Genomic DNA, 22,705 nt, shown 5'->3' with positions numbered 1-22,705 from the left:
CCTCAGCCGACGATCTTGTAAATGCCCACGTCGCGCTGGGCCTTGTCTTCCAGGTCCAGGCTGGTGACCACCGTGTAGTGTCCGACCCGCAGCAGGCCGGTCTTGGGCAGATAGGCGCGGCCGGGGTCGGCCATCACCACGGTGGCGCCCTCGGCGGCCAACCGGACCAGCCAGGGCCAGATATGGGCGGTCATGGGCGCCTCGTAACAGACGTCGCCGGCCATCACCACGTCCCAGCGGCAGGGCGCCCCCACCACATCGTCGGCCAGCACCTCGACCGCCACGCCGTTGAGTTCGGCGTTCAGGCGGATGGCGTGGCAGGCCATGGTGTCGATCTCGGCGGCCTCGACCCTGGCGGCGCCCACCTTGGCGGCGGCCAGGGCGGTGACGCCCGATCCGGCGGCGAAGTCCAGCACCCGCTTGCCCGCCACCAGCTCAGGGTTATCCAGGACCCAGCGGGTCAGCGCCTGCCCGCCCGCCCAGCAGAACGCCCAATAGGGCGGCGGCAGGTTGACGCGCAGCAGCGCCTCCTCCGTTGCCTCCCACAAGGGCGTCACCTCGGTGGCCGTCCACAGCTTGATCTCGGGACAGGCCGGCGGGTGGGAGACTTCCGTGTTGGCCTGAATAAAGGCGCTGGCGGCCTCGTAGGTGGCGGAGACCGGGGTCACTTGTGGCGCCGACCGTCGATGAACTTGCCAACCATCCCCAATGCCGAGGCTCCCGCCAGGGCGATACCCACTTCCTTCGCCCCCATGACGCCACAGATTACAGCGCCGATAATCAAGAGGGCGGCGACGATCAAACCATAATCCATACCGCGCTTCTGCCCCTCTCGGAGGATCGCCTGATCCTCCTTCTCCCACTCGATCTGATGATGGATACCGCGGATCAGAGCATCGGCATATTTCGCCCCGAACCCGGGAACAAGAAGCTCCAGCTTTTCGGCCTCGTCCGCATAAAGGTCGGAACGTTGGGTCAGGTGATAGTTCTGTTGAACATTGACGACAAGGGCGTGGACCAGCGACATGACCGAAACGAGATCGGCCTCGGGAAGTTTTCCCTGCAGCTGGGTCCTTAGGTCCTCTTCAATCCTGGAAGGCAACGAATTGGGCACAGGACCGACTGGCTCCATTATTTGCCGGCCTTGCGAAATGACTCACCCTGTCGTACGGCCATCACCCCGCCTGCACCGCCCCTTGGGCCAAATTCATTGTAAACACCCCGAAAAGCCTGATCGGCGATAGCGGATATCCTGACGGGCCGGCTATCGCGCTCGGCGTATTTCCGGCTCCCTTGGGGGGGCTCCACCAGCAGAGTCGGCGCGGCCAAGCCATCGAGGAACCCTCGATACAATGCCTTCGCCCAGGAACCGCCTTTACGCTCGGACACAACCGATCTCCTTCCGCCAATAACTTGGCGTGGTTTCCCTTGGTTCGCAAGCGTGAAGGCGCTACAGCACCTTCCCCGCTACGATGGCCAGAAGCACCAGCCAGCCGAAATGGCGGTTGGACTTGAACTTGTCCAGGCAGTCGGCGCCATCATGGATGTCGACCTTCCCGATCTGCCACAGCAGATGGCCGCCGGCCAGGGCGAGGCCCGGCCAGAACGCCCAGGAGAGGCCGGCCGTCCAGCCGGCGGCACCGATCAGGGCCAGGGTCATGGGATAGAACAGCCACAGCCACTTCACCGTATCGTCGCCCAGGCGCAGCGCGGTGGACTTCACGCCGATCAGGGCGTCGTCCTCCTTGTCCTGGTGGGCATAGATGGTGTCGTAGCCCAGCGTCCAGAACGGCCCGGCGACGTAGAGCAACAGGGCCGGCAGGCCCATGTGCCCCTGCACCGCCGCCCAGCCCAGCAGCGCCCCCCAATTGAAGGTCAGCCCCAGCCAGGCCTGCGGCCAGTAGGTGATGCGCTTCATGAAGGGATAGGGGAAGACCAGCAGCAGCGAGGCGATGCCCACCGCGATGGCGAAGGTGTTGAGCTGCATCAGTATGGCGAGGCCGGTCAGCAACTGCAGCCCCAGGAAGGCCAGGGCCTGCGTGGGACTGACGGCGCCCGACGGGATGGGCCGGGTGGCGGTGCGCGCCACCTTTCCATCGAAATCCCGGTCGGCCCAGTCGTTGAAGGTACATCCCGCCCCGCGCATCACCACCGCGCCGATGGCGAACAGCGCGAACAGCCACGGATCGGGCCAGCCCGACCCGGCCAGGGCGATGCTCCACCAGCAGGGGAACAGCAGCAGCCAGGTGCCGATGGGCCGATCGAGGCGCATCAGACGGAAATAGGGCCGGGCGGCGGCGGGGACGTAGCGGTCGATCCAGTTGCCGACCGGTATGTCGCCCTGAAGGGTCTGGGACGAGGACATGGTTCATGGATAGCCGAAACCGGCGGGCGGGGAAACTAAAGAAGCTCCTCGACCCCCGGCAGCACCGAATAGAACAGAGTCTTCAGGCCCCGCCAGGGATCGCCGTCCGGTTCGGTCTCCAGGCGGAGCATGACGCCGTCCCGCTCGCCCACCCAGGCCACGGGGCCGGTGGCGGCGCCGGGATTGGGCTCCAGCCGCCACGACTGGTCGGGGGCGAAGTCCCGCTGGATGCCGGCCAGCACTTTTTCCGCCAGTTCGGCACTGTCGATCATCACCCCGATCTCGGTGTTGAGGTGGCGCGAGCGGGGATCGAAATTGGCGCTGCCCACCCACACCATGGCCCGGTCGTAGACGACGATCTTGGCATGCAGGCCGGAGTCCGAGCGGCCCAGACGGACACGCTGGCCGGCCGGCTCGGGGCGCCTGGCGTCGACGCGGTACTCGAACAGATGCACCCCGGCCTCGAGCAGCGCCGGGCGGTAGAGCGAGTAGACGGCGTGCACCGCCACCACGTCGGTGGCGGCCAGGGAATTGGTCAGCACGGTGACGTCCACGCCGCGCCGCACCAGATCGCCCAGCACCTGGACGCCCTTGTCGCCGGGAATGAAATAGGCGCTTTCGTACACCGCCTCGCGCCGGGCGGCCTGACGGGCGATAGCATTGGCGCGGGCGATCTCGGCCGAGGACTTGGCCGCCCCCTCGGGCTGGCGGTCGGGCGGCTCGGCCACCACCCGGGCGGGAGCCCAGATCATGTTGGCCGGGCTGGCCACCCGCTCGAAGAACTGGTCGTGGCTGCGCACGTACTCCACCGCCGGACCGCTGGTCCCGGCCAGCAGCGACAGCAGCCGGTCCAGCGCCTCGCCGTCGGGCGGGCGACCGAAGGCCCGCACCGCGCCGACCATGGGGGAGTTCCAGAAGGCATCGAAGCTGGATGCCGCCTGGGCCGCCGCCGGCCCCGCCGCCAGCAGTTCGATATCGCGGAAATTGGACTCGGACGGCCCTTCGAAATAATGGTTGGAGACATTGCGCCCGCCCAGCAAGGCCAGTTGCCCGTCGGCCACCAGCACCTTGTTGTGCATGCGCCGCCCCAGGCGGTCCATGTTCCACACCATCTGAACCGAGCGGGTCCAGCGCGCCCGGTCGGGGAAGGGGTTGAACAGCCGCACCTCCACATTGGGCTCGGCATCCAGGCGGGCCAGCAGCCCGTCCTCCAGCCCCAGTTCGTAATCGTCGAGCAGGATGCGGACCCGCACCCCGCGCCGCGCCGCCGCGATCAGGTGGTCGAGGATGAAGGCGCCGACCTCGTCGGCATCGAAGATGAAAGTCTGGAAATCGACGCTGCGCTCGGCCCGGTCGATCAGGGCGGCCCGCGTCATCAGGGCGCCCACGCCGTTGTTGAGCAGGCGAAAGCCGCTTTCGCCGGGCCGGCGGGCCTGCTCGTCGGCGAAGGCGCGGCCCAGGGTGGTCTCGAACGGACGGTCGAAGGCGGAGGAAAGCGGCCGGGCCTCATCGGCCCCCATGGGGGCGCAAGCGGCCAGCCAGAACAGCAGCGGGGCCCAGATCAGCAGCGGGGCAAGGAGCAACCCGGCCACGCGTCCCATGACGGCCTAAGCTTTGGTAAAGTAGAGCAGCCCCTTGTTCCAGCCGAGCGTCGGGGTCCGCCAGGCGGTGCGGATATCGTCCGACGACGGACGGAGCGGCTTGCCGAAATACCAGCCCTGGCCGAAGCGGACCTTCAAGAGCTTCAGCAAATTGGCGGTCTCGGCGTCTTCCACATATTCGGCGGTGGTGGTGACGCCCAGTTCGGTGCACAGGCCGACGATGGCCTTGATGAACGAGACGTCCTCGTTGTTGCGCATGGCGTCCTTGATGTAGGAGCCGTCGATCTTGACGTTGTCCACCTTCAAGGCGCGCAGATAGTGGAAGGCGGCATGGCCGGCGCCGAAATCGTCCAGGCAGACCTCGTGCCCCTGCTTGCGGATCAGCTGGATGACGTCGTTGACCGCCTTCAGGTCGCGGACCTGGGCGGATTCGGTCATCTCGAACACCAGCCGCTTGCGCAGGTCGGCGGTGGTGGTGAGGATTTCCTTGAGCTTCCTGACCACCGAGGGATCGGACAGGGAATAGCCCGACAGATTGACGGCGAAGCGCAGGGATTCGGTGTTGGCGACGGTGGAGCGCATGAACTTGATGGCGCGCTCCAGCAGCGCCATGTCGAGCATGCCGACCATGCCGGTATCCTCGGCGAAGGTCACGGTCTCGTAGGGCGACTTGTTGTCCTCGCCCTTGAAGCGCACCAGACACTCGAAATGATGGACCACGCCGGTCCACAAATCGACGATGGGCTGGAACATCAGGTCGAAGTCGCCGCCCACCACGGTGTTGCGCACGTCGTTCATCTGCTTGACCGTCGCCGACAGGCGGGGCTGCAGGTCCTTCATCAGGTCGGCGAGGTTGCCGCCGCTCTCCGCCTCCATGGCGAAGCGGTTGAGCGTGTAGGTGAGCGCGCGGGCCGCCTCTTCCGGCGGCACGTCGGTCACGTCCAGCATCAGGGTGGCCAGGGTGGCATGGATGGGCGGCGCGTCGGGCAGCACCACGGCGGCCGCCTGGGTCACCGACTTGTTGATGGATTCGGCCGAGACCGACGCCGAATGCAGCACGCCGAACTTGCCGTCGTCCAGTTGGCCGACACCGTCGCCGCCCACCGACAGCGCCCTCAGTCGGGTGCTCAATTCGGTGGTCAGGGCTTCCTGGGCCTCGGCATCGCCGGAGAGCGCGTCGATCTTGGGCAGCTCGACCAGGGTCAGTTGGTAGGGCTCGTCCGGCGCGGCGCTTTCCAGCAGGCTCGACGCCATGGCCTGGAAGCTGTCCTTGTCCAGCAGCCCGCTCCCGCCCACCCGATCTTCCTTGTGGGCATGGAAGCCGCCGGGATGGCCCAGCGCCACCATCAGGCGGTCGGGAGTGCTGGGATGACGATAGCCGGACAGCGTCACCTCGGCCGCCTTGCCGTCGGGACGCAGCACGCGCAGCACGGCGTTGCGCACCCGCTCGCCGCCGGCCATCTGCTTCAGGGCCTGGGAAAGCGCGGTGTGGTCGCCGGGATGGATGATGGCCGACAGCGGCTGACCGGTCAGGGCGCGGGCGCCACGCCCCAGCAGGGCCATGGCGGCGCCCACCGCGAAGGCGGTCTTGCCCTGGTAATCCAGTTCAAGAAGAACGTCGGCGGCCGCGAAGGCGAAGGCGACGTACATGTCGCTCGACCTGCCGAGATCGTCCTTTTCCGCCATGCCCATTCCCCTCGTGTCCAGGTTGGAGACTATGCCAAAGGTTGGCGTGGGGCAAGTAAGTGTTGGTGCAATTCTGAAGCGCAATGTGATGAGGGGCGGAGGATTTCTCCTCCGCCCCTCATGGGTCGGCCGCTATTCGGCGGCCGGTTTCCAGCGCAGCACCGGACTGCGCGCCGCCAGGGTTTCGTCCAGGCGGCGGCGGGGCGTCAGGCGGGGAGCCGCCTTGAACTCCTCGCCGGCTCCCGCCTTGGCCTTGGCGGCCAGACCGCGCACCACCGCGATGAACTGGTCCAGGGTATCCTTGGACTCGGTCTCGGTGGGCTCCATCAGCAACGCGCCGTGTACAACCAGCGGGAAGTACATGGTCATGGGGTGATAGCCCTCGTCGATCATCGCCTTGGCGAAATCCAGGGTGGTGATTCCGCTATCCTTGAGGAAGCGGTCATCGAACAGCGCCTCGTGCATGCAGGGGCCGTCGAACGACGCCGACAGGTCGTCCTTCAGCGAGGCCAGCAGGTAGTTGGCATTCAGCACCGCATCGCTGGACGCCTGACGCAAGCCGTCCGAGCCCATGGACATGATGTAGGCCAGCGCCCGGATGAACACGCCGAACTGGCCGTGGAAGCCCTTGACCCGGCCGAACGGCTTGGCGCCTTCTCGCTTGCCTTCCACCAATTCCAGTCCGCCCGCCCCATGCACCACATAGGGCACCGGGGCATAGGCGGCCAGCGCCGCCGACAGCACGGTGGGACCGGCGCCGGGGCCGCCGCCGCCATGGGGGGTGGCGAAGGTCTTGTGCAGGTTGATGTGCATGGTATCGACGCCAAGATCGGCGATCTTCACCCGTCCGACGATGGCGTTGAAATTGGCGCCATCACAGTAGAAATAGGCGCCGGCCCCGTGCACCGCGGCGGCGATCTCGACGATCTCGGTCTCGAACAGGCCGCAGGTGTTGGGGTTGGTCAGCATCAGGGCCGCCACGTCGGGACCCAGCTTGGCCTTCAGCGCCGCCAGATCCACCCTGCCGTTCTCCAGCGCCGGGATGGAGTCGACGGTATAGCCGCACATGGCCGCCGAGGCGGGATTGGTGCCGTGGGCGCTTTCCGGCACCAGCACGCGGCGGCGATGGCCCTCGCCCTTGTCCTCGTGGGCGGCGCGGATGGCCATCAGGCCGCACCACTCGCCATGGGCGCCGGCGGCCGGGCTCATGGCCACCGCCGGCATGCCGGTCAGCTCCTTCAGCCAATGGGCCAGGGAATCAATCACCTCCAGCGCCCCCTGCACCGTCTTTTGCGGCTGCAGCGGATGCAGGTCGGCGAGGCCCGGCAGGCGGGCCACCTTCTCCGACAGGCGGGGATTGTGCTTCATGGTGCACGATCCCAGCGGATAGAAGCCGGTGTCGATGCCGTAATTCTTCTGCGACAGGCGGGTGTAGTGACGCACCACCTGGGGCTCGGACAGATCGGGCAGCGCCACCCGGCCCCGCCGCGGCGCGTCGCCCAGGCGGTCCAGGTCGAAGGGCGCCGGCTCGGGCAGGTCGATGGCGACACTGCCGGGATTGTCCAGTTCGAAGATCAGCTTCTCTTCGACCTGGAGGGCGCGGTTGCCGCTGATGGTATTGGCTTCGCTCATTTCACATGCCCCTCAATCGCCGGGCGGGCTTCTGCGAAACCCTTGGCTTTCCTCCGCTTCGCTGCGGGCGCCTCAATGGCGCCGCGCTTCGGCTTTGCCTCGCTCGGGCTCATCACACGACCTCCTTCAGGGCGGCGACAAGCTTGTCCATGTCGTCCTCGGTGTTGGTCTCGGTGGCGGCCAGGATCAGCACCGGCTTCAGTTCTGGCCAGGTGGGATAGAAGCGCGAGGCGGGAACACCGGCCAGGATGCCCCTGTCGGCCAGGGCGTCGACCACGGCCGCCGCATCGGCACCGTCGCCCAGGTGAACGGCGAACTCGTTGTAATAGCTTTGCGGCAGCACGCGGATGCCCTTCACCGCCTTCAGCTTGCCCTCCAGCCGGGTGGCGGCCAGATGATTCAGCTCGGCGAGGCGGCCGAAGCCGGTGCCGCCCAGCATGGTCAGGTGGATGGAGAAGGCCAGGGCACAGAGGCCGGAATTGGTGCAGATGTTGCTGGTGGCCTTCTCGCGGCGGATATGCTGCTCGCGGGTGGACAGCGTCAGCACCCAGCCGCGCCGCCCGTCCACGTCCACCGTCTGGCCGGCCAGACGGCCGGGCATCTGGCGCAGGTACTTGTCGCGGGTGGCGAACAGGCCGAGGCCCGGCCCGCCGAAATTCATGCCCATGCCGAGGCTCTGGCCTTCGCACACCACGATGTCGGCCCCCATGGCGCCGGGAGCCTCGATCAGGCCGAGGCTGGTGGGCTCGGCCACCATCACCACCAGCAGGGCGCCGGCCTCGTGGCACAGCGCCGCCAGCGGCCGCAGGTCGCGCACCGTGCCGAAGAAGCCGGGATTCTGCACGACGACGCAGGCGGTCTTGGAATCCACCCGGCCGATCATGTCCTCCATCCCCAGCGGGTCGGGGGGCAGGATTTCCGCTTCCATCTCGGTATAGCGCAGCGAGGTCTCGACGGTCTCGGCATAATGGGGATGCAGCCCGCCCGAGACGATCACCTTGGCCCGCTTGGTGATGCGGCAGGCCATGATGGCGGCCTCGGCGGTGGCCGTGGCGCCGTCGTACATGGAGGCGTTGGCCACGTCCATACCGGTGATGGTCGCCACCTGGCTCTGAAACTCGAACAGCATCTGGAGCGTGCCCTGGCTGACCTCGGGCTGGTACGGCGTGTAGGCGGTCAGGAACTCGCCGCGCAGCAGCAACTGGTCCACCGCCGCCGGGATGTGGTGGCGATAGACGCCCGCCCCGATGAAAAAGGGCGCGCAGCCCGCCGACAGGTTCTTGCCGGCCATGCGGGTGAAGGCGCGCTCCACCTCCATCTCGCCCTGGTGGGAGGGCAGGGGCAGCGGCCCGGCCAGCCGGGCGGATTGGGGCACGTCGCGGAACAGTTCGTCCACGCTCGGAGCCCCGATCACCTCGAGCATGGCGCGGCGGTCGGACTCGGTCAGCGGCAGATAGCGCATGGGACGGGGACCTATTCCAGGGTCTTGAGGTAGGCGTCGTAGGCGGCCTGATCCATCAGGTCGTTCAATTCGGCCGGGTTGGCGAGCTTCAGCTTGAAGAACCAGGCGGCGCCCTCGGCCGCCTCGTTGACCAGACCGGGCTGATCGACGATGGCCGAATTGCCGGCGGTCACCGTGCCCGACACCGGGGAATAGACCTCGGAAGCGGCCTTGACCGATTCCACCACGGCGGCCTCGGCGCCCTTGGCGATCTCGCGGCCCACGTCGGGCACTTCGACGAACACCACGTCGCCCAAGGCGTGCTGGGCATAGTCGCTGATGCCGACGGTGCCGATATCGCCCGCGACCTCGATCCACTCATGATCCTTGGTGAAACGCTTGCTGCTCATAGGAATTTCCCCTCAGCCTTTGAAATAACGATGCGGCACGAACGGCAGGGCGCAGACATGGGCGTCCATGGCCTTGCCGCGCACCACCAGCTTCAACTTGGTTCCGACGGCGGCGAAGGCGGCGGGCACATAGCCCATGGCCACCGGCCCGCCGGCCGACGGGCCGAAACCGCCGGAACAGATTTCGCCCAGACGGTTGCCCGCCTCGTCGGTGATCTCGGTATGGGCGCGGGCCGGCGCCTTGCCGTCCGGCTGGATGCCGACCCGCAGGGTGGGCGCGCCCTCGGCCAGTTGCTTCTGGATCGCGGCGGCGCCGGGGAAGCCCCCTTCGGCCTTGCGGCGCTTGCTCATGATCCACGAGATGTTGGCTTCCACCGGGGTGGTCCCGGTGTCGATATCCGAGCCGTAGAGACAAAGGCCGGCTTCCAGGCGGAGCGAGTCGCGCGCCCCTAGCCCGGCCGGCCTGACGCCCGGCGCGCCCAGGATGGCGCGGGCCAGCTTTTCCGCGTCGGCGTTGGCCACCGAGATTTCCCAGCCGTCCTCGCCGGTATAGCCCGAACGGGTCGCCAGACACTTGATGCCGGCCACGCTGACCTCGGTGATGGTCATGAAGGTCATGGCGATCGCCTCTGGCGACAGGGTCGCCATGGCGGCGGCGGCACCGGGTCCCTGCAACGCCAGCAGCGAGCGGTCCTCGATCATGCGCAGTTCCACCTTGCCGCCCAGATGCTTGACCAGATGGGCGAAGTCGGCGTGCTTGCACGCGGCGTTGATCACCAGGAACAGGTGGTCGTCGGCCAGCTTGCTGATCATCAGATCGTCGAGGATGCCGCCCTGGCCGTTGGTGAACACGGAATAGCGGGTCTTGCCGACCCCCAGCGCCTGGATATCGCCCGGCACCAGGGTCTCCAGCAGTTCCACCGCCTTGGCGCCCCTGATCTCGGCCTGGCCCATGTGGGAGACGTCGAACAGCGAGGCCGCCTCACGGGTGTGCAGGTGCTCGGCCAGTACGCCGGCCGGATACTGCACCGGCATGGAATAGCCGGCGAAGGGCACCATCTTGGCGCCCAGCTCACGGTGCAGGGCGTCCAGCGGAACGGTCAGCAGCGGGGTATTGTTATCGGACTCGGACACCGGGTTCCTCCTTCGCGGACAGACCGCGCGGGAATTGAAGGGCACCGGGCATGGCTGTGACGTCGCCCGGGTTGCCCCCCTCTGTCTGGGAACCTGAAAGATTCACCGCGTCGCCCGAAGGGGGCCTTACGGCTTTCATCGTCGGTGGGCCGCCGGACCTTAAAGGACCTGACGGCACGCTTTCCAGAGTTTCATCCCCCCGCGGTCCTTTTGCCTGAGAGTTTCCAGGGGCGGTTGCTCCTTCGGCGCCGGGCCGCAAGCGGACCGGTCTCTCCCACGGGGATCATCTGTGCGGGCACATCTTAGTCGGGCCGGCCACGGAGTCAACGAGAGTCCGACGCGCCTAGTGCTTGGCGCGCCGACTCATCTCCAACTCCTCGGGCGACATCTGGAAGCCGAGGTAGATCTCATAATTATCAATCAGTTCCTTGGTCCGCACCGGCAGGCGCAGGGTCACCTCCTCGTCGGTGACGCGGATACGGTCCACCGTATCGGGGAAGGTCACCGGGAAAGTGAACACGCCCTTGGCCTCGGGGGCCGGGTAGAACTTGGGCACGGCGACGAAATAGGTCACATCGAGGGTCCGGCCGGTGGCGGCGGGACCGTGCCGCAGTTCGAAGGCCAGTTGCAGCGTCACCTCGCCGCCCTTTTCGTCATAGACGCAGTCGCCCTTGAAAGCGACGACCTCACCTTCCATCTCCACGTCGGTCAGGTCGCGTCCGCCGCCCGAACGATACTTGGTGATCTTGGCGGCGTCGGACATGATGTAGACCGGCGGACAGGGCGGCGGCGTCTTCTTTTGCAGGCGGGCCAAGGAATCACACCCCGAAAGCGCCAGGGGAGCCGCCAGGACGAGAAACAGCAGGCGGGCAATGCGAAGGGTGTTCATGCCAAACTTCCTTAAGAGCCACATGATCTGGTAAAGGTGCCCCCGACTGTAGTGAAGCCGGGGCGCCGACACAAGCCGCGAGCCCCGCCCCCCAGCCAACCGGCCCCCAAGCCAACCCGGAGAGCGATACCGTGACCACAAGTGTTGCCAAGAGGCCCCTGACCCTGGTGCTGGCCAGCCCGCGCGGATTTTGCGCCGGCGTCGACCGCGCCATCCACATCGTCGAGCGGGCCCTCGAGAAATACGGTGCTCCGGTCTATGTCCGCCACGAGATCGTCCACAACCGCTTCGTGGTGGAATCCCTGGCCCAGAAGGGTGCGGTGTTCGTCGAGGAATTGGACGAGGTTCCCGACAGCGCCACCGTGGTCTTCTCGGCCCACGGCGTGCCCAAGACGGTTCCGGCCGAGGCCGACCGCCGCGAGCTGACCTCGCTGGACGCCACCTGCCCCCTGGTGACCAAGGTCCACCGCGAAGCAGAACTGCACCACGCCATGGGGCGCCAGATCATCATGATCGGCCATGCCGGCCACCCCGAGGTGATCGGCACCATCGGCCAGGTGCCGGAAGGCACCGTGCTGCTGGTCGGTACGCCGGAGCAGGCCGAGGAGGTCACCCCCAAGGACCCCTCCATGCTGGCCTACATCACCCAGACCACGCTGTCGGTGGACGACGCGGCGGCGGTGATCGACGTGCTGCAGCGCCGCTTCCCCGACATGGTCGGGCCGAAGCGGGAAGACATCTGCTACGCCACCACCAATCGCCAGGCCGCCGTCAAGACCATCGCGCCCCACTGCGAGGCGCTGATGGTCATCGGCTCGCCCAATTCCTCCAACTCGTCGCGTCTGGTGGAAGTGGCGGCGCGGGCCGGCTGCGCCCGCTCGGTGCTGGTGCAGCGCGCCGCCGAGGTGGACTGGAGCCTGCTGAACGGCGTCAACCGCCTCGGCATCACCGCCGGCGCCTCCGCTCCGGAAATCCTGGTGGAGGAAGTGGTGACGGCGGCGCGCGAGCGCTTCGACGTGACCATCGAGGAAATCCGCGTCACCACCGAGACGGTAACCTTCAAACTGCCCCAGGCCCTGTCGGAATAGCCCTCTCTCCTCTGGCGTCATCGGCGGAAACATCGTACCTTCCGCCGATTCCCGCCGTCCGGACCCCATCGAACCGATGGGCCGGAGCGGCCCGTTGGGCGATGGCAAGGGCAAGGCCCGCCGCGGCTGATGCCGCGAAAGCCAAGCGCGAGCGCCCGGCGATTGAGGGCAATGGGGCGAGAGAGCATGGCCGTCTACACCGAGGTTTCCGACGACGAATTGGAAGAGTTCGCCGCCGAGTACGACATCGGCCAGGTGGTGTCGTGCAAGGGCATCGCCGAAGGCGTCGAGAACACCAACTACCTGCTGCAGACCGACCAGGGCAATTACATCCTCACCCTCTACGAAAAGCGGGTGAACCCGGAGGAGCTGCCGTTCTTCCTGGGTCTGATGGAGCATCTGGCGGCCCGTGGGCTGGCCTGCCCTACCCCCATCCACGGCCGCGACGGCAAGGCGCTGCGCACCCTGTGCGGCCGCCCGGCGGCCATCGTCAGCTTCCTCAAGGGCATGTGGACCCGGCGCATCACGCTCAACCACTGCTCCGAACTGGGCCCGACCATGGCGCAGATGCATCTGGCCGGCGCCGATTTCCCGCTGACCCGGAGCAACAACCTGTCGGTTTCCGGCTGGCGTCCCCTGTTCGAGGCCATCCGGCCGCGCGCCGCCGAGATCAATGCCGACCTGGAGCCGATGATCGAGGCCGAGTTGCGGCATCTGGAAGCCCATTGGCCCACCACCTTGCCGGTGGGGCTGATCCACGCCGACCTGTTCCCCGACAACGTGTTCTTCCTGGCCGACAAGGCGGCGGGCGTCGACCGCATGTCGGGCTTCATCGACTTCTATTTCGCCTGCACCGACGCCCTGGCCTACGATATCGCCATCTGCCTCAACGCCTGGTGCTTCGAGGATGACGGCGCCTTCAACGCCACCAAGGCCCGCCTGATGCTGAACGGCTATCGCCGGGTCCGCCCGCTGTCGGCCGACGAATTGCAGGCCCTGCCGCTGCTGGCGCGCGGCGCCGCCATGCGCTTCTTGCTGACGCGGAGCTACGACTGGCTGAACACGCCGCCCGGCGCCATGGTCAAGCGCAAGGACCCCATGGAGTATTACCGCAAGCTCCGCTTCCACCAGGGCGTCAGCGGCCCCGGCCAGTACGGTATCGAATGAGCGACGCGGCTCCCAAACCCGAATCCGTCGAGATCTATACCGACGGCGCCTGTTCCGGCAATCCCGGCCCCGGCGGCTGGGGCGCCATCCTGCGCTTCAAGGGGATCGAGAAGGAACTGAAGGGCGGCGAGGCCCAGACCACCAACAACCGCATGGAAATGACGGCGGTGCTCGAGGCCCTGAACGCGCTGACCCGGCCCTGCGCCATCGACGTCTACACCGACAGCGAATACGTCAAGAAGGGCATGACCGAATGGCTGCGCGGCTGGAAGGCGCGCGGCTGGAAGACCGCCGACAAGAAGCCGGTGAAGAACGACGATCTGTGGAAGGCCCTGGACGAGGCCGCCGCCCGGCACAAGGTCTCGTGGCACTGGGTCAAGGGCCATGCCGGCCACCCGGAAAACGAGCGGGCCGATGCCCTGGCCCGCCAGGGTATCGCTGATTTACGCGCCGCGGCGCAGTAATCCCCCCTACTCGTCCGCCGTTTCCTCGGCCATCAGCTTGTTCCAGGCCAGGGCCAGGGTGCCGGCGGTCAGCGCCATGCCCAGATAGCGCACCGGAACCATGACGGCATCACGCAAGGAGAGGCCGTCGGCCACCTCCATCTCGGGCAGCATCTTCACGCCTTCCTGCAACAGGTTGAGCGGCAGCCAGCAGACGAATACCGCCACCCCCAGGGCCAGCCCGCCACGGATCATCAGGTCGGGCACCCGCCAGCCCAGATTGCCGGACGTGCCGGCCCGCTCGAGCGCCGCATCGGCCGGCACCAGATAGAAGCCGCCCAGCAGCAGGTTGGCCGCCCCCGACAGCACCATCACCGAATCGCTGATGGGCACGCCGGTGGCGATGGCCAGCGACGCCGAAATGACCTGGGCGGGAAAGCTGATGAAGATCTCCGCCGCCATCCAGGCCAGCGCGCCGAAGGTTTCGCGGCGGCCGAGGCGGAAGTAGTGGCGGCTGGACGGAACCTCGCCCAGGCCGACCATGCGCAGCCACGCCACCACGAAGACGCCGCGCGCCAGCAGGTCGGTGACGCCGCCGGCCATGAGATGGCGCGACGACACCGCCGCGCCCAGCAGGCTGACCAGCATGCACAGCCAGGACAGGCGGAAAAACACGGGAAACTGCTCGATCAGGATCAGCAGGCTGCGGAAGGCCAGACGGCAGTAGCGGAAGAGTCCCACTCGTCCTCCCTCCCCTGCCGTTTACGGCCGTCCCGCCTCGAAATGGCCGCGCACCAGATTGATCTGGCGGATCAGGTCGTCGGCGCTGATGGGCTTGGTCAGCACCTTGGAGGCCCCCACCTGCCGGGTGATCTCGTGCGCCTGCTCGGATTTGTCGCCGGTCAGGATCAGCACCGGCTTGCGGCTGTTGAGGTTCCCCTTCTCGGTGCGCAGCGTGCGCAGGAACTCGATGCCGTCCATGTTCTCCATGTGCAGGTCGCAGATGATGACGTCGGGGTCCACGTCGCCCGAGCGCAGCATCTCCAGCGCCACCAGGCCGTCATTGGCCTCGGAGATCTGGGCGGGATTGGCCTTGCCCAGCAGCTTCTTGATGATGTTGCGCATGACCTCCTGGTCGTCGATCACCATGATGTGCAGGCCGGCGCCGCCGATCTGCATGGTCAGCGCCGCGCCGTCCTTGAACTTCTCGATCTGCTTGGCCGAGTTCTTGGGCAGCGGCACCTTGCGCTCGCGGCAGTAAAGAGTCAGCGCCTGCCCCACGTCGTCACGCGAAAAGACGAAATCCTTGGCCGAGGCCCCGGCGAACACCGCCGGAAAGCGGATGGTCAGGGCGATGTCCTGGGCGGGATCGAAGTTGAGCAGATCGGGGGCGGTGTCGGGCAGCATCTTGCCGATGCGCTCGCCATAGCGGCGGATGGCGTCCAGGAAATCCGCACGGGGAAAGACGATGACGCGGCGTTCCAGAATCATCTTGGGCAACACACCTGTGATACCGGCGAGCCGACCCGGCCACCCACTCCAGCAGTAATACAGGCGGGAGGGTGGCCGGTCCAGGGATGCATCTACTTGGCGGCGTCGCTCAGCGGGTTTTCCAGATCGGCTTCGCTCTTCACCCGGTTGCGGCCGTCGCGCTTGGCCAGATACATGGCCTCGTCGGCGCGGTGTACCAGGGCGTCGGGAGTCTCGGCATCCTTCAGCAGGGCGGCGCCGATGGACAGGGTCACCTGCCCCAGGACCTGGCCGGTGCGGCGGTTGGTCAGGCGCTTGGTGGAAACCTGATTGCGGATGGCCTCGGCCACCTCCATGGACGTCTCCAACGGCGTGGCGGGCAGAATCACCGCGAATTCCTCGCCGCCGTAGCGGGCGGCGGTATCCTTGGCCTGGGCGATCTCGTTGAGGGAGCGCGCCACCAGCTTCAGCACCTGATCGCCCAACTGGTGGCCGTAGGTGTCGTTGAACTGCTTGAAATGGTCGATATCGATCATCAGCAGCGACAGCGGCGCATCCGAGGCGCGGGCGTCGAGCACCGCCAGATTCAGCGAGTGGTCGAACAGCTTGCGGTTGGCCAACTGGGTCAGGGCGTCGGTGGAGGCCTCGCGTTTCAGATCGTCCAGGTGATTGCGCAACCGGGCGATCTCGTTGGAGGAATTCTCCAGGCGCTGCTCCAACTGACGGTTCAGATCGCTCATCACCTTGGTCTCGGCCAGAATGCTGGCCACCAATTCGGACAACCCGGCGGCCGACGGAGCATCGGCCAGCTTGCCGCTGAAATCCTCCAGGGCGGCGCCGTAATCGGTCGTCCCCTGATTGGCGTTGCTCAGGTATTCGAGCACGCGCCCCACCGCCTCCTCGACCCGCTGGCCCACCTCGCGCAGTTCGGCGGTGTCCTGGGGAAAGACGGCGAAACGTTCGTAAAGCTCGTCATTGATCTTGGGGGTGAACTTCTCGCCGGACTTCAGGATATCGTCGATGGCGGCGGTCAGTTCCGGATTGCGCCCGGCCACATAGGCGTACCAGATGGCGTAGTTCTCGGGATGCGGCGGCACCTTGTGCCGCTCCATCATGGCCAGCGCCGCCCGGGCGCAATGGGAGGCGACATCAAGGGTATCCGGGCTTTTCATCGTTACCTGAACCTCAATTGCACTGCCCGAGGGAGCCCTCGGCACAAATGGTCTTTCCGTCCGTCCACCGGGCGCCGGACAAGTCGGCATTCAGCAGCTCGGCCCCCAACGTCTTGGCCCCGGTCAGATTCGCGCCGCGCAGCGAGGCGTGAAAGAACCGGGCCCGGCGGAGGTCGGCCCCCACCAGGGACGCCCCGCTCAGATCGGCCTTGGTGAAATCGGCATCGCTGAACAGACCGCCGTCGAGACGGGCTCCGCTCAGAACGGCGCTGATGAACCGCACCCGATAAGCGTCGACCCTCACCAAAACCGCCCCGCTCAACTGGGCGCGCTGGAAGCTGGTTTCCCGCAGCCGCGCCCCGGTCAGGTCATGCCGGGTGAAGTCGCGGCCGTCCATGTAGCAGCGCTGCCAATCCACTCCGGGCCCCGCCGGTTGGGTGCAATCGGCGGCAAGCACCTCCGACGGGCAGACCAGGGCGGTGATTGCAAGGATCAGGACCAACCTCATATCCGTTTTTTATTCCCCCCCGCGCCCACATAAAAGGAATATTTGGTAGCGACCCGATAGAAGTTTACGCTGGTCCTGTAGCAATTCCGTCACGGAGGGCGGCCATGACCCGAACCGAAGCCGATATCGTTCTCGACGAAGCCGAGACATTGTGGCTTTCGGGCGAGAAACAGCGGGCGCGCGAATGCTGCCTGCGGGCTCGTCTTCTCTACCACGAAACCGGCGACCCCCAGGGCGAGGCCGACGCGCTGACCCGCATGGGCGACATCGAGGCGGAGACCGGCCACGGCAACGCGGCGCGCGAGGCCTATGTGGAGGCCCGCCAACTCCACGCCCGCGGCGGCGACCAGCGCGAGCAGGGCGGCATCCTGGTGCGGCTGGCCCATTTGTCCCAGCGCGAGGGCGACGAACCGGGCGCCCGCTCCTTCTATCAATCGGCCCTCGACCTCTATCAGGCGGCCGGCGACTGGTCCGGTCTGGGCCACGTGCACCGGGCGCTGGGCCACCTGGACCGCGATTGCGGCGCCCAGGACAAGGCGCTGGACCGCTATCGCGAGGCCCTGGCCTGTTACCGGCGTTCGTCCGACACTCTGGGCGAGGCCGGAACCCTCAAGGTCATGGCCGCCGTCCAACTGGCGCTCGGCCATGCGGACAAGGCCCGTACCGAATGCGACGAGGCCCTGGGCCTGATGCGTCAGGCGGGCGACCTGCTGGGCGAGGCCAAGGCCACCCGGCTGATGGCCCGCATCCTGGCCGCCGAAGGGCGGCGGGACGAAGCCCGCAAGTCCATGCACGCCGCCGCCAAGATGTTCGCCCGCGCCGGCGACGTGGCGTCCCATGACGGGGCGGAGGCCGAAGCGCGGGAAATGTAAGCACCTTACCAGCCGTCATGGCCGGACTTGTTCCGGCCATCCACGTGGCACTGCCTGAAAGCCGTGTGACACAATGGGCCGGGCGGATGGGCGTGGATCACCGGGACAAGCCCGGTGATGACCATATTCTCGAAAGATGCCCCTTGCCGGCTATAGCCCGATGGGGGCGAAGGCGCTCTGGCCCTTGACCTGACGCTCGTAATCCAGCGCCATGCGGACATTGGGGTAGGCCAGGTGGTCCCAGGGAATTTCGTCCCAGGAGAACAGGCCGGCCTCCAGGCTTTCCGGCCCGGCGGCGAATTCGGGCGTCACCATGCGGGCGCGGTAGATCATGTGAACCTGACTGATCTGGGGAATGGAGAACACCGCCAGCAACCCGTCCACCTCGGCGACGGCGCGGGCTTCCTCCCACACCTCGCGCAGCGCGCCCTGCTCGGTGGTCTCGCCCAGCTCCATGTAGCCGATGGGCATGGTCCAGTAGCCCAGCCGGGGCTCGATGGCCCGTTTCACCATCAGGTACCTGTCGCCCCAGGTGCAGACGGCACCGACGATGACCTTGGGATTTTCATAGACGATGAAGCCGCAATCGCCACAGATCAGGCGCTCGCGGTCGTCCCCTTCGGGGATGGAGCGAAGGGTCGGTCCGGACGGCTTCATACGGAATCAGGCCAGGATATCGAGATAGGTGCCCCGTGGCGCGCTGCGATCCAGGCTCTCCACCGAGGTGCCGGGCGACAGCATGCGCCGGCCGCGCGGGCCGGTGGGAGAGGCGCCCTGGATGGCGGTCACCGCCTCGCCGCCGCCGGCACCGATCGCGGCGCGCTGGTCGCGGCTGAACACGTCGCGGATTCCCGAGACCGCATTATTCAATGCCGACGAGCCGAAACCGCGTGTCGATTCAACCATGGTTTTACCAATTCCCGACAAACCCAATTTCTCACCTTAGCACTTTGCCTCCGCCGGGAAAAGATGCAGTAATCTCAATATTCTTGCCCGCCCGGCGGTATTGTGGCTGAATGCGACCATGGCTACTACATACGCCCATGCCGCCGATCCTCTTGCCGCCAGACCGTCCGATCTGGCGACGCATTTCATGGAATGCGGGGCGCTCAACACCAATCTCAGCCTGGCGCCGGGCGAGCGGCTGGTCATCACCGACGATCTGCTGAACGGCACGGTCGGCGACGTGGCCGCCCTGTCCATGGCCGCCATCGTCGCCCGAGATTCCCAGGTGGCGCTGGCCGCCATGCTGCCGCTGTCGGCGGCCGCCTCCAAGGTTTCTCCCCGCCATCGTCCCAAATACGAGCAGCTGTTCCAGCTGATCGAGGAAACCGCCTTCGATGCCGGGGTGCGCGGTTCGGCCGAGGCGATGATCGCCGCCGGCTTCCGCGAGGCGCGCATCCGCGAGCTGGCCGCCGAACTGGGCGGCAATGTCGGCCCGGCGCGGGCCCGCTACCGCGCCTTCCTCGACGTGATCAAGCTGCTGATCGACAAGAAGATTTCCGAGCCGTCCTTCCTGGACGAGTTCCTGGACTTCACCCGCAACGTGGCGGGCAAGCTGGATTTCGGCATCTACGCCATGTGCGTCGACCGGCTGTTCGTCAGCCCCAACATCCCGCTGGTGGTCAAGGTCTCGCTGGTCAAGGAAGTGCTGAAATATCCGCCGCTGGTGCGCAAGGAACTGCTGACCAACCTGCTGTCCTCCAACACCGCCCCGCTGGAACTGATCCAGTTCACCCAGGGCGAGCTGTCGGGCGGCATGACGCGGGACCAGATCACCGAGATCGTCCTGTTCACCACGCTGAAGCGGGCCTGGGCCGCCCAGAAGCACGCCCCCGGCCGCCCCACCATCTGACATCCCCGAGAGATCCCATGAAAGCCGTCGTCTGTCCCGCTTTCGGCCAGGACCTGGTCGTCACCGACTTTCCCGCGCCCGCCATGATCCAGGGCGGCGTGCGCATCGCCGTGCATGCGGCGGGCGTCAACTTCGCCGACTCGCTGATCACCGGCGGCAAATACCAGGAAAAGATGGAGCCGCCCTTCGTGCCGGGCATGGAACTGGCCGGCGTGGTCACCGAGGTCGCGGCGGGCGTCTCCACCTGCAAGCCCGGCGACCGGGTGATGGCCACGGTCACCGGCGGCGCCTTCGCCGAGGAAGCGGTGTGCGACCAGACCGACGTCTACGTGCTGCCCGACTCCCTCGACTTCGTCACCGCCGCCGGCTTTCCGGTGGCCTACGGCACCTCGCACCTGGGCCTCAAGGGCAAGGCCGGCCTCAAGGCCGGCGAGACCCTGGTGGTGCACGGCGCGGCGGGCGGCGTCGGACTGACCGCCGTCGAGGTGGGCCGCGCGCTGGGCGCCACCGTCATCGGCACCGCCGGCGGGCCGGACAAGGTCAAGGTGGCCATGGAGCACGGCGCCCATTTCGGCATCGACTACAAGGCCGAGGACATCCGCGAACGGGTCAAGGCCCTGACCGATGGCCGTGGCGCCGACGTGGTCTATGATCCGGTGGGCGGGCAGGTGTTCGACGCCTCGCTTCGCTCCGTCGCCGCCGATGGGCGGATTCTGATCATCGGCTTCGCCGGCGGCACGGTGCAGCAGATTCCCGCCAACATCCTGCTGGTCAAGAACGTCACGGTGATCGGCTATTACTGGGGCGCCTATCGCAAGATCGCGCCGCAGATGGTCCGCGAGTCCATGCAGGAATGCCTGGACTGGTGGGCGGCGGGCAAGCTGGCGCCCCACGTCTCCAAGGTCATGGACCTTTCCCGGGCGGTGGAGGCCATCGGAATGCTGAAGGGCCGCGCCGCCACCGGCAAGATCGTCCTGACCTGCCGCTGAAACCGATAGGTGGAATTGCACCGGGGCCTTGTTACCCTCTGTTACTGACAGGCCGCGCCGTCCTCGGCATAATCCATTAGAAGAACCTGTACCATTCCCGACGCCTCAGGAGACCCATCCATGAAGTCCAAGCTTCTGCTCGCCACCGTTGCCCTGATCGCCCTGGCCGGCACCGCCAGCGCCCAGATCAAGCCCGAGGACGCCATCAAGTGGCGCCAGTCCGGTTACGGCTTCATGGCCTGGAACATGGCCCGCATCAAGGCGAGCGTCGAAGGCACCTACAACAAGGAAGAGGTGGTCAAGGCCGCAAACGCCATCCAGGCCATCGCCAATTCCGGCATGGGCGCCCTGTACCTGCCCGGCACCGACACCGGCACCGGCTGGGAAAAGACCCGCGCCAAGCCGGAAATCTGGACCGAGAAGGAAAAGATCGGCAAGGCCGCCATGGCTTTCAACAAGGAAGCCAACGAGATGGCCAAGGTCGCCGCCACCGGCGATACCGCCGCCGCCAAGGAGCAGTTCGGCAAGCTGGCCGCCACCTGCAAGGGCTGCCACGACGACTTCAAGATCAAGCAGTAGGCTCGGACTCCTTCGTCCGGCGGGCGCCTTCGGGCGCCTGTTCCGTTTTGCCAAGCGAGACGCGGCATGAAGCGACAAGATTATCGCCTGTGGGACCTGCCCACCCGCCTGTTTCACTGGTCACTGGCCCTGGCTGTCGCCGCCGCGTCGGTCAGCGGCCAATTGGGCGGCGGCCTGATGAGCTGGCACGGCCGCATCGGCGTTCTGATCGTCGGTCTGGTGGCGTTTCGTCTGGCCTGGGGTCTGGTCGGCTCGACCTATGCCCGTTTCCGCCAGTTCTTCCCCACTCCGGGAGCCGTCAGGGCGTATCTGCGCGGCGATTGGCGGGGCGAGGGGCATAATCCGGTGGCAGCGCTTTCGGTGCTCGGCCTGCTGGGCCTGCTGGCCGCGCAGGTCGCCAGCGGGCTGTTTTCCAACGACGATATCGCCTTCACCGGCCCGCTCTACGATCTGGCCGGCAAGGCGCTGAGCAACCGCCTGACCGCCGTCCACCACCTGCTGTCCAAGGTTCTCTATCTGCTGGTCGCCCTGCACCTGGGGGCCATCGCCTTCTATGGGCTGGTCCGCGGGCAGAACCTGCTCCGGCCCATGCTGACCGGCCGGAAGGACGGGCAAGGGGAGCCGGCGCAAGGTGGCGGCATCATGGCGCTGGCCGTGGCCCTGGCCGTGGCCGCCATGGCGGTTCACGGAGCCGGCGGCGGCTGGATGCCGCCCCCGCCCGCCCCGCCTCCCGCCGCCTCGACGCCGGATTTCTGAGGCTACTCGCCGCCCCGCAATTGGGTGACGAAGTCGGGCAGGCCCACCTGACGCTCGCGCTTCAGGCGCTCGGCGGCCAGGATGGCCTGAACAGCGGCGATGGACTTATCGAGGTCCACGTTGACCACGATGTAATCGTATTCCGGCCAGTGGCTCATCTCGTCGCCGGCCTTGGCCATGCGCTTCCTCACCACCTCGTCGGAATCCTGGGCGCGCCCCCTGAGGCGACGCTCCAGTTCCGCCACCGAGGGGGGCAGAACGAACACCGAGACCAGATCGGCCCGTGCGTTCTGGGCCATCTGCTGGGTACCCTGCCAGTCGATGTCGAACAGCACGTCGCGACCCGAACGCAGAATCTCGTCCACCGGCCCCCTGGGCGTGCCGTAGAAATTGTCGAAGACACGGGCGTGTTCCAGGAACTCCCGCTTTTCCACCATCTCGTGGAACTTGTCGACGGTGACGAAGTGGTAGTCCTTGCCGTCCACCTCGCCGGGGCGCGGAGCCCGCGTGGTGGCCGACACCGACATGCCGATGGCGGAATCGCGCTCCAGCAGAGCGCGCGAGATGGTGGTCTTGCCGGCGCCCGACGGCGACGACATCACCAGCATGAGGCCGCGGCGGCTGACGGTGGGAAGGGTGTCGCTCATG

General features: G+C 66.9%; 25 protein-coding genes and 1 riboswitch. Of the genes, 8 read left to right on the top strand and 17 right to left on the bottom strand.

Features of this window, described 5'->3' with window-relative positions; translation table 11 throughout:
- Window positions 1-2: 2 nt before the first annotated feature.
- The 10 genes from CP958_RS20990 to CP958_RS20945 all read right to left on the bottom strand — a co-directional run bounded on the left by CP958_RS20990 (window position 3) and on the right by CP958_RS20945 (window position 11,158).
- Window positions 3-668, bottom strand: a complete 666-nt coding sequence (locus tag CP958_RS20990; protein WP_096704122.1) for a 50S ribosomal protein L11 methyltransferase — start codon at window positions 666-668, stop codon at window positions 3-5.
- Window positions 665-1,114, bottom strand: coding sequence for a hypothetical protein (locus tag CP958_RS20985; protein WP_141400596.1), 450 nt, complete (start codon window positions 1,112-1,114; stop codon window positions 665-667). The genes CP958_RS20990 and CP958_RS20985 overlap by 4 nt, the downstream gene beginning before the upstream one ends.
- 336 nt (window positions 1,115-1,450) lie before the next feature.
- On the bottom strand, window positions 1,451-2,365 hold the full coding sequence (ubiA, locus tag CP958_RS20980) for a 4-hydroxybenzoate octaprenyltransferase (RefSeq protein WP_096704120.1): 915 nt from the start codon (window positions 2,363-2,365) through the stop codon (window positions 1,451-1,453).
- Between the two features lie 35 nt (window positions 2,366-2,400).
- Window positions 2,401-3,966, bottom strand: a complete 1,566-nt coding sequence (locus tag CP958_RS20975; RefSeq protein WP_096704119.1) for a phospholipase D family protein — start codon at window positions 3,964-3,966, stop codon at window positions 2,401-2,403.
- Window positions 3,967-3,972: 6 nt separating this feature from the next.
- The gene (locus CP958_RS20970; RefSeq protein WP_242443026.1) at window positions 3,973-5,652 is read right to left on the bottom strand and encodes an EAL domain-containing protein; all 1,680 of its coding nucleotides are present in this window, start codon (window positions 5,650-5,652) and stop codon (window positions 3,973-3,975) included.
- A 132-nt stretch (window positions 5,653-5,784) separates the two neighbouring features.
- A complete protein-coding gene (gene gcvPB / locus CP958_RS20965) occupies window positions 5,785-7,284 on the bottom strand; it encodes an aminomethyl-transferring glycine dehydrogenase subunit GcvPB (RefSeq protein ID WP_096704117.1) in 1,500 nt (499 codons plus the stop codon).
- Window positions 7,285-7,396: 112 nt separating this feature from the next.
- Window positions 7,397-8,746 (bottom strand): aminomethyl-transferring glycine dehydrogenase subunit GcvPA, encoded by a 1,350-nt coding sequence (gene gcvPA / locus CP958_RS20960; protein ID WP_096704116.1) that lies wholly within the window; start codon window positions 8,744-8,746, stop codon window positions 7,397-7,399.
- An 11-nt stretch (window positions 8,747-8,757) separates the two neighbouring features.
- Window positions 8,758-9,135, bottom strand: coding sequence for a glycine cleavage system protein GcvH (gcvH, locus tag CP958_RS20955; protein WP_096704115.1), 378 nt, complete (start codon window positions 9,133-9,135; stop codon window positions 8,758-8,760).
- 12 nt (window positions 9,136-9,147) lie between these two features.
- Window positions 9,148-10,269, bottom strand: a complete 1,122-nt coding sequence (gene gcvT, locus CP958_RS20950; RefSeq protein ID WP_096704114.1) for a glycine cleavage system aminomethyltransferase GcvT — start codon at window positions 10,267-10,269, stop codon at window positions 9,148-9,150.
- Window positions 10,270-10,461: 192 nt separating this feature from the next.
- Window positions 10,462-10,556: riboswitch (glycine riboswitch) on the bottom strand.
- Between the two features lie 56 nt (window positions 10,557-10,612).
- Window positions 10,613-11,158 (bottom strand): hypothetical protein, encoded by a 546-nt coding sequence (locus CP958_RS20945; RefSeq protein WP_096704113.1) that lies wholly within the window; start codon window positions 11,156-11,158, stop codon window positions 10,613-10,615.
- A gap of 131 nt (window positions 11,159-11,289) precedes the next feature.
- On the opposite strand from CP958_RS20945, the gene ispH reads away from it, so the two are divergent.
- The 3 genes from ispH to rnhA all read left to right on the top strand — a co-directional run bounded on the left by ispH (window position 11,290) and on the right by rnhA (window position 13,877).
- A complete protein-coding gene (gene ispH / locus CP958_RS20940; protein ID WP_096704112.1) occupies window positions 11,290-12,246 on the top strand; it encodes a 4-hydroxy-3-methylbut-2-enyl diphosphate reductase in 957 nt (318 codons plus the stop codon).
- 186 nt (window positions 12,247-12,432) lie between these two features.
- Window positions 12,433-13,413: a homoserine kinase gene (locus tag CP958_RS20935; protein ID WP_096704111.1), complete on the top strand. Its 981-nt coding sequence runs from the start codon at window positions 12,433-12,435 to the stop codon at window positions 13,411-13,413.
- Complete coding sequence (rnhA, locus tag CP958_RS20930) at window positions 13,410-13,877, top strand: ribonuclease HI (RefSeq protein ID WP_096704110.1); 468 nt, start codon at window positions 13,410-13,412, stop codon at window positions 13,875-13,877. The genes CP958_RS20935 and rnhA overlap by 4 nt, the downstream gene beginning before the upstream one ends.
- Before the next feature lie 6 nt (window positions 13,878-13,883).
- Here rnhA and CP958_RS20925 read toward each other — a convergent pair whose 3' ends face one another.
- The 4 genes from CP958_RS20925 to CP958_RS20910 form a co-directional block, all read right to left on the bottom strand.
- Entirely contained in the window at window positions 13,884-14,597 is a 714-nt protein-coding gene (locus CP958_RS20925) for a hypothetical protein (protein ID WP_096704109.1), read from the bottom strand.
- A gap of 21 nt (window positions 14,598-14,618) precedes the next feature.
- The gene (locus tag CP958_RS20920; protein ID WP_096704224.1) at window positions 14,619-15,347 is read right to left on the bottom strand and encodes a response regulator; all 729 of its coding nucleotides are present in this window, start codon (window positions 15,345-15,347) and stop codon (window positions 14,619-14,621) included.
- Between the two features lie 92 nt (window positions 15,348-15,439).
- Complete coding sequence (locus tag CP958_RS20915; protein WP_096704108.1) at window positions 15,440-16,498, bottom strand: GGDEF domain-containing protein; 1,059 nt, start codon at window positions 16,496-16,498, stop codon at window positions 15,440-15,442.
- 13 nt (window positions 16,499-16,511) lie between these two features.
- Window positions 16,512-17,006 carry a pentapeptide repeat-containing protein gene (locus tag CP958_RS20910; RefSeq protein ID WP_096704107.1) on the bottom strand — a complete coding sequence of 165 codons (495 nt, stop codon included), beginning with the start codon at window positions 17,004-17,006 and terminating at the stop codon, window positions 16,512-16,514.
- A gap of 104 nt (window positions 17,007-17,110) precedes the next feature.
- Between CP958_RS20910 and CP958_RS20905 the strand changes: the two genes are divergently transcribed.
- Complete coding sequence (locus tag CP958_RS20905) at window positions 17,111-17,878, top strand: tetratricopeptide repeat protein (RefSeq protein ID WP_096704106.1); 768 nt, start codon at window positions 17,111-17,113, stop codon at window positions 17,876-17,878.
- A gap of 150 nt (window positions 17,879-18,028) precedes the next feature.
- Here CP958_RS20905 and CP958_RS20900 read toward each other — a convergent pair whose 3' ends face one another.
- Window positions 18,029-18,535, bottom strand: a complete 507-nt coding sequence (locus tag CP958_RS20900; protein ID WP_096704105.1) for an NUDIX hydrolase — start codon at window positions 18,533-18,535, stop codon at window positions 18,029-18,031.
- A 6-nt stretch (window positions 18,536-18,541) separates the two neighbouring features.
- Window positions 18,542-18,784 carry a hypothetical protein gene (locus CP958_RS20895; protein WP_141400595.1) on the bottom strand — a complete coding sequence of 81 codons (243 nt, stop codon included), beginning with the start codon at window positions 18,782-18,784 and terminating at the stop codon, window positions 18,542-18,544.
- A gap of 118 nt (window positions 18,785-18,902) precedes the next feature.
- Between CP958_RS20895 and CP958_RS20890 the strand changes: the two genes are divergently transcribed.
- The 4 genes from CP958_RS20890 to CP958_RS20875 all read left to right on the top strand — a co-directional run bounded on the left by CP958_RS20890 (window position 18,903) and on the right by CP958_RS20875 (window position 22,057).
- Entirely contained in the window at window positions 18,903-19,733 is an 831-nt protein-coding gene (locus CP958_RS20890) for a hypothetical protein (protein WP_096704223.1), read from the top strand.
- A gap of 17 nt (window positions 19,734-19,750) precedes the next feature.
- Window positions 19,751-20,722 carry an NADPH:quinone oxidoreductase family protein gene (locus CP958_RS20885; protein WP_096704103.1) on the top strand — a complete coding sequence of 324 codons (972 nt, stop codon included), beginning with the start codon at window positions 19,751-19,753 and terminating at the stop codon, window positions 20,720-20,722.
- A gap of 120 nt (window positions 20,723-20,842) precedes the next feature.
- The gene (locus CP958_RS20880; RefSeq protein WP_096704102.1) at window positions 20,843-21,301 is read left to right on the top strand and encodes a cytochrome c; all 459 of its coding nucleotides are present in this window, start codon (window positions 20,843-20,845) and stop codon (window positions 21,299-21,301) included.
- A 66-nt stretch (window positions 21,302-21,367) separates the two neighbouring features.
- On the top strand, window positions 21,368-22,057 hold the full coding sequence (locus CP958_RS20875) for a cytochrome b/b6 domain-containing protein (protein WP_096704101.1): 690 nt from the start codon (window positions 21,368-21,370) through the stop codon (window positions 22,055-22,057).
- 2 nt (window positions 22,058-22,059) lie between these two features.
- Here CP958_RS20875 and gmk read toward each other — a convergent pair whose 3' ends face one another.
- Complete coding sequence (gene gmk / locus CP958_RS20870; RefSeq protein WP_096704100.1) at window positions 22,060-22,704, bottom strand: guanylate kinase; 645 nt, start codon at window positions 22,702-22,704, stop codon at window positions 22,060-22,062.
- Between the last annotated feature and the right edge of the window lies 1 nt (window position 22,705).

Source organism: Magnetospirillum sp. 15-1, from assembly GCF_900184795.1.
Lineage (GTDB): Bacteria > Pseudomonadota > Alphaproteobacteria > Rhodospirillales > Magnetospirillaceae > Phaeospirillum.
The sequence above is the reverse complement of the archived record's forward strand: the minus strand, read 5'-3'. Positions and strand labels throughout refer to the sequence as shown.

Coding starts and splice junctions, on each gene's coding strand:
- ubiA (WP_096704120.1), bottom strand. CDS start 2,365: ATGTCCTCGTCCCAGACCCTTCAGGGCGACATACCGGTCGGCAACTGG.
- CP958_RS20975 (WP_096704119.1), bottom strand. CDS start 3,966: ATGGGACGCGTGGCCGGGTTGCTCCTTGCCCCGCTGCTGATCTGGGCC.
- CP958_RS20970 (WP_242443026.1), bottom strand. CDS start 5,652: ATGGCGGAAAAGGACGATCTCGGCAGGTCGAGCGACATGTACGTCGCC.
- gcvPB (WP_096704117.1), bottom strand. CDS start 7,284: ATGAGCGAAGCCAATACCATCAGCGGCAACCGCGCCCTCCAGGTCGAA.
- gcvPA (WP_096704116.1), bottom strand. CDS start 8,746: ATGCGCTATCTGCCGCTGACCGAGTCCGACCGCCGCGCCATGCTCGAG.
- gcvH (WP_096704115.1), bottom strand. CDS start 9,135: ATGAGCAGCAAGCGTTTCACCAAGGATCATGAGTGGATCGAGGTCGCG.
- CP958_RS20945 (WP_096704113.1), bottom strand. CDS start 11,158: ATGAACACCCTTCGCATTGCCCGCCTGCTGTTTCTCGTCCTGGCGGCT.
- CP958_RS20935 (WP_096704111.1), top strand. CDS start 12,433: ATGGCCGTCTACACCGAGGTTTCCGACGACGAATTGGAAGAGTTCGCC.
- rnhA (WP_096704110.1), top strand. CDS start 13,410: ATGAGCGACGCGGCTCCCAAACCCGAATCCGTCGAGATCTATACCGAC.
- CP958_RS20920 (WP_096704224.1), bottom strand. CDS start 15,347: ATGATTCTGGAACGCCGCGTCATCGTCTTTCCCCGTGCGGATTTCCTG.
- CP958_RS20915 (WP_096704108.1), bottom strand. CDS start 16,498: ATGAAAAGCCCGGATACCCTTGATGTCGCCTCCCATTGCGCCCGGGCG.
- CP958_RS20910 (WP_096704107.1), bottom strand. CDS start 17,006: ATGAGGTTGGTCCTGATCCTTGCAATCACCGCCCTGGTCTGCCCGTCG.
- CP958_RS20905 (WP_096704106.1), top strand. CDS start 17,111: ATGACCCGAACCGAAGCCGATATCGTTCTCGACGAAGCCGAGACATTG.
- CP958_RS20900 (WP_096704105.1), bottom strand. CDS start 18,535: ATGAAGCCGTCCGGACCGACCCTTCGCTCCATCCCCGAAGGGGACGAC.
- CP958_RS20895 (WP_141400595.1), bottom strand. CDS start 18,784: ATGGTTGAATCGACACGCGGTTTCGGCTCGTCGGCATTGAATAATGCG.
- CP958_RS20890 (WP_096704223.1), top strand. CDS start 18,903: ATGGCTACTACATACGCCCATGCCGCCGATCCTCTTGCCGCCAGACCG.
- CP958_RS20885 (WP_096704103.1), top strand. CDS start 19,751: ATGAAAGCCGTCGTCTGTCCCGCTTTCGGCCAGGACCTGGTCGTCACC.
- CP958_RS20880 (WP_096704102.1), top strand. CDS start 20,843: ATGAAGTCCAAGCTTCTGCTCGCCACCGTTGCCCTGATCGCCCTGGCC.
- CP958_RS20875 (WP_096704101.1), top strand. CDS start 21,368: ATGAAGCGACAAGATTATCGCCTGTGGGACCTGCCCACCCGCCTGTTT.
- gmk (WP_096704100.1), bottom strand. CDS start 22,704: ATGAGCGACACCCTTCCCACCGTCAGCCGCCGCGGCCTCATGCTGGTG.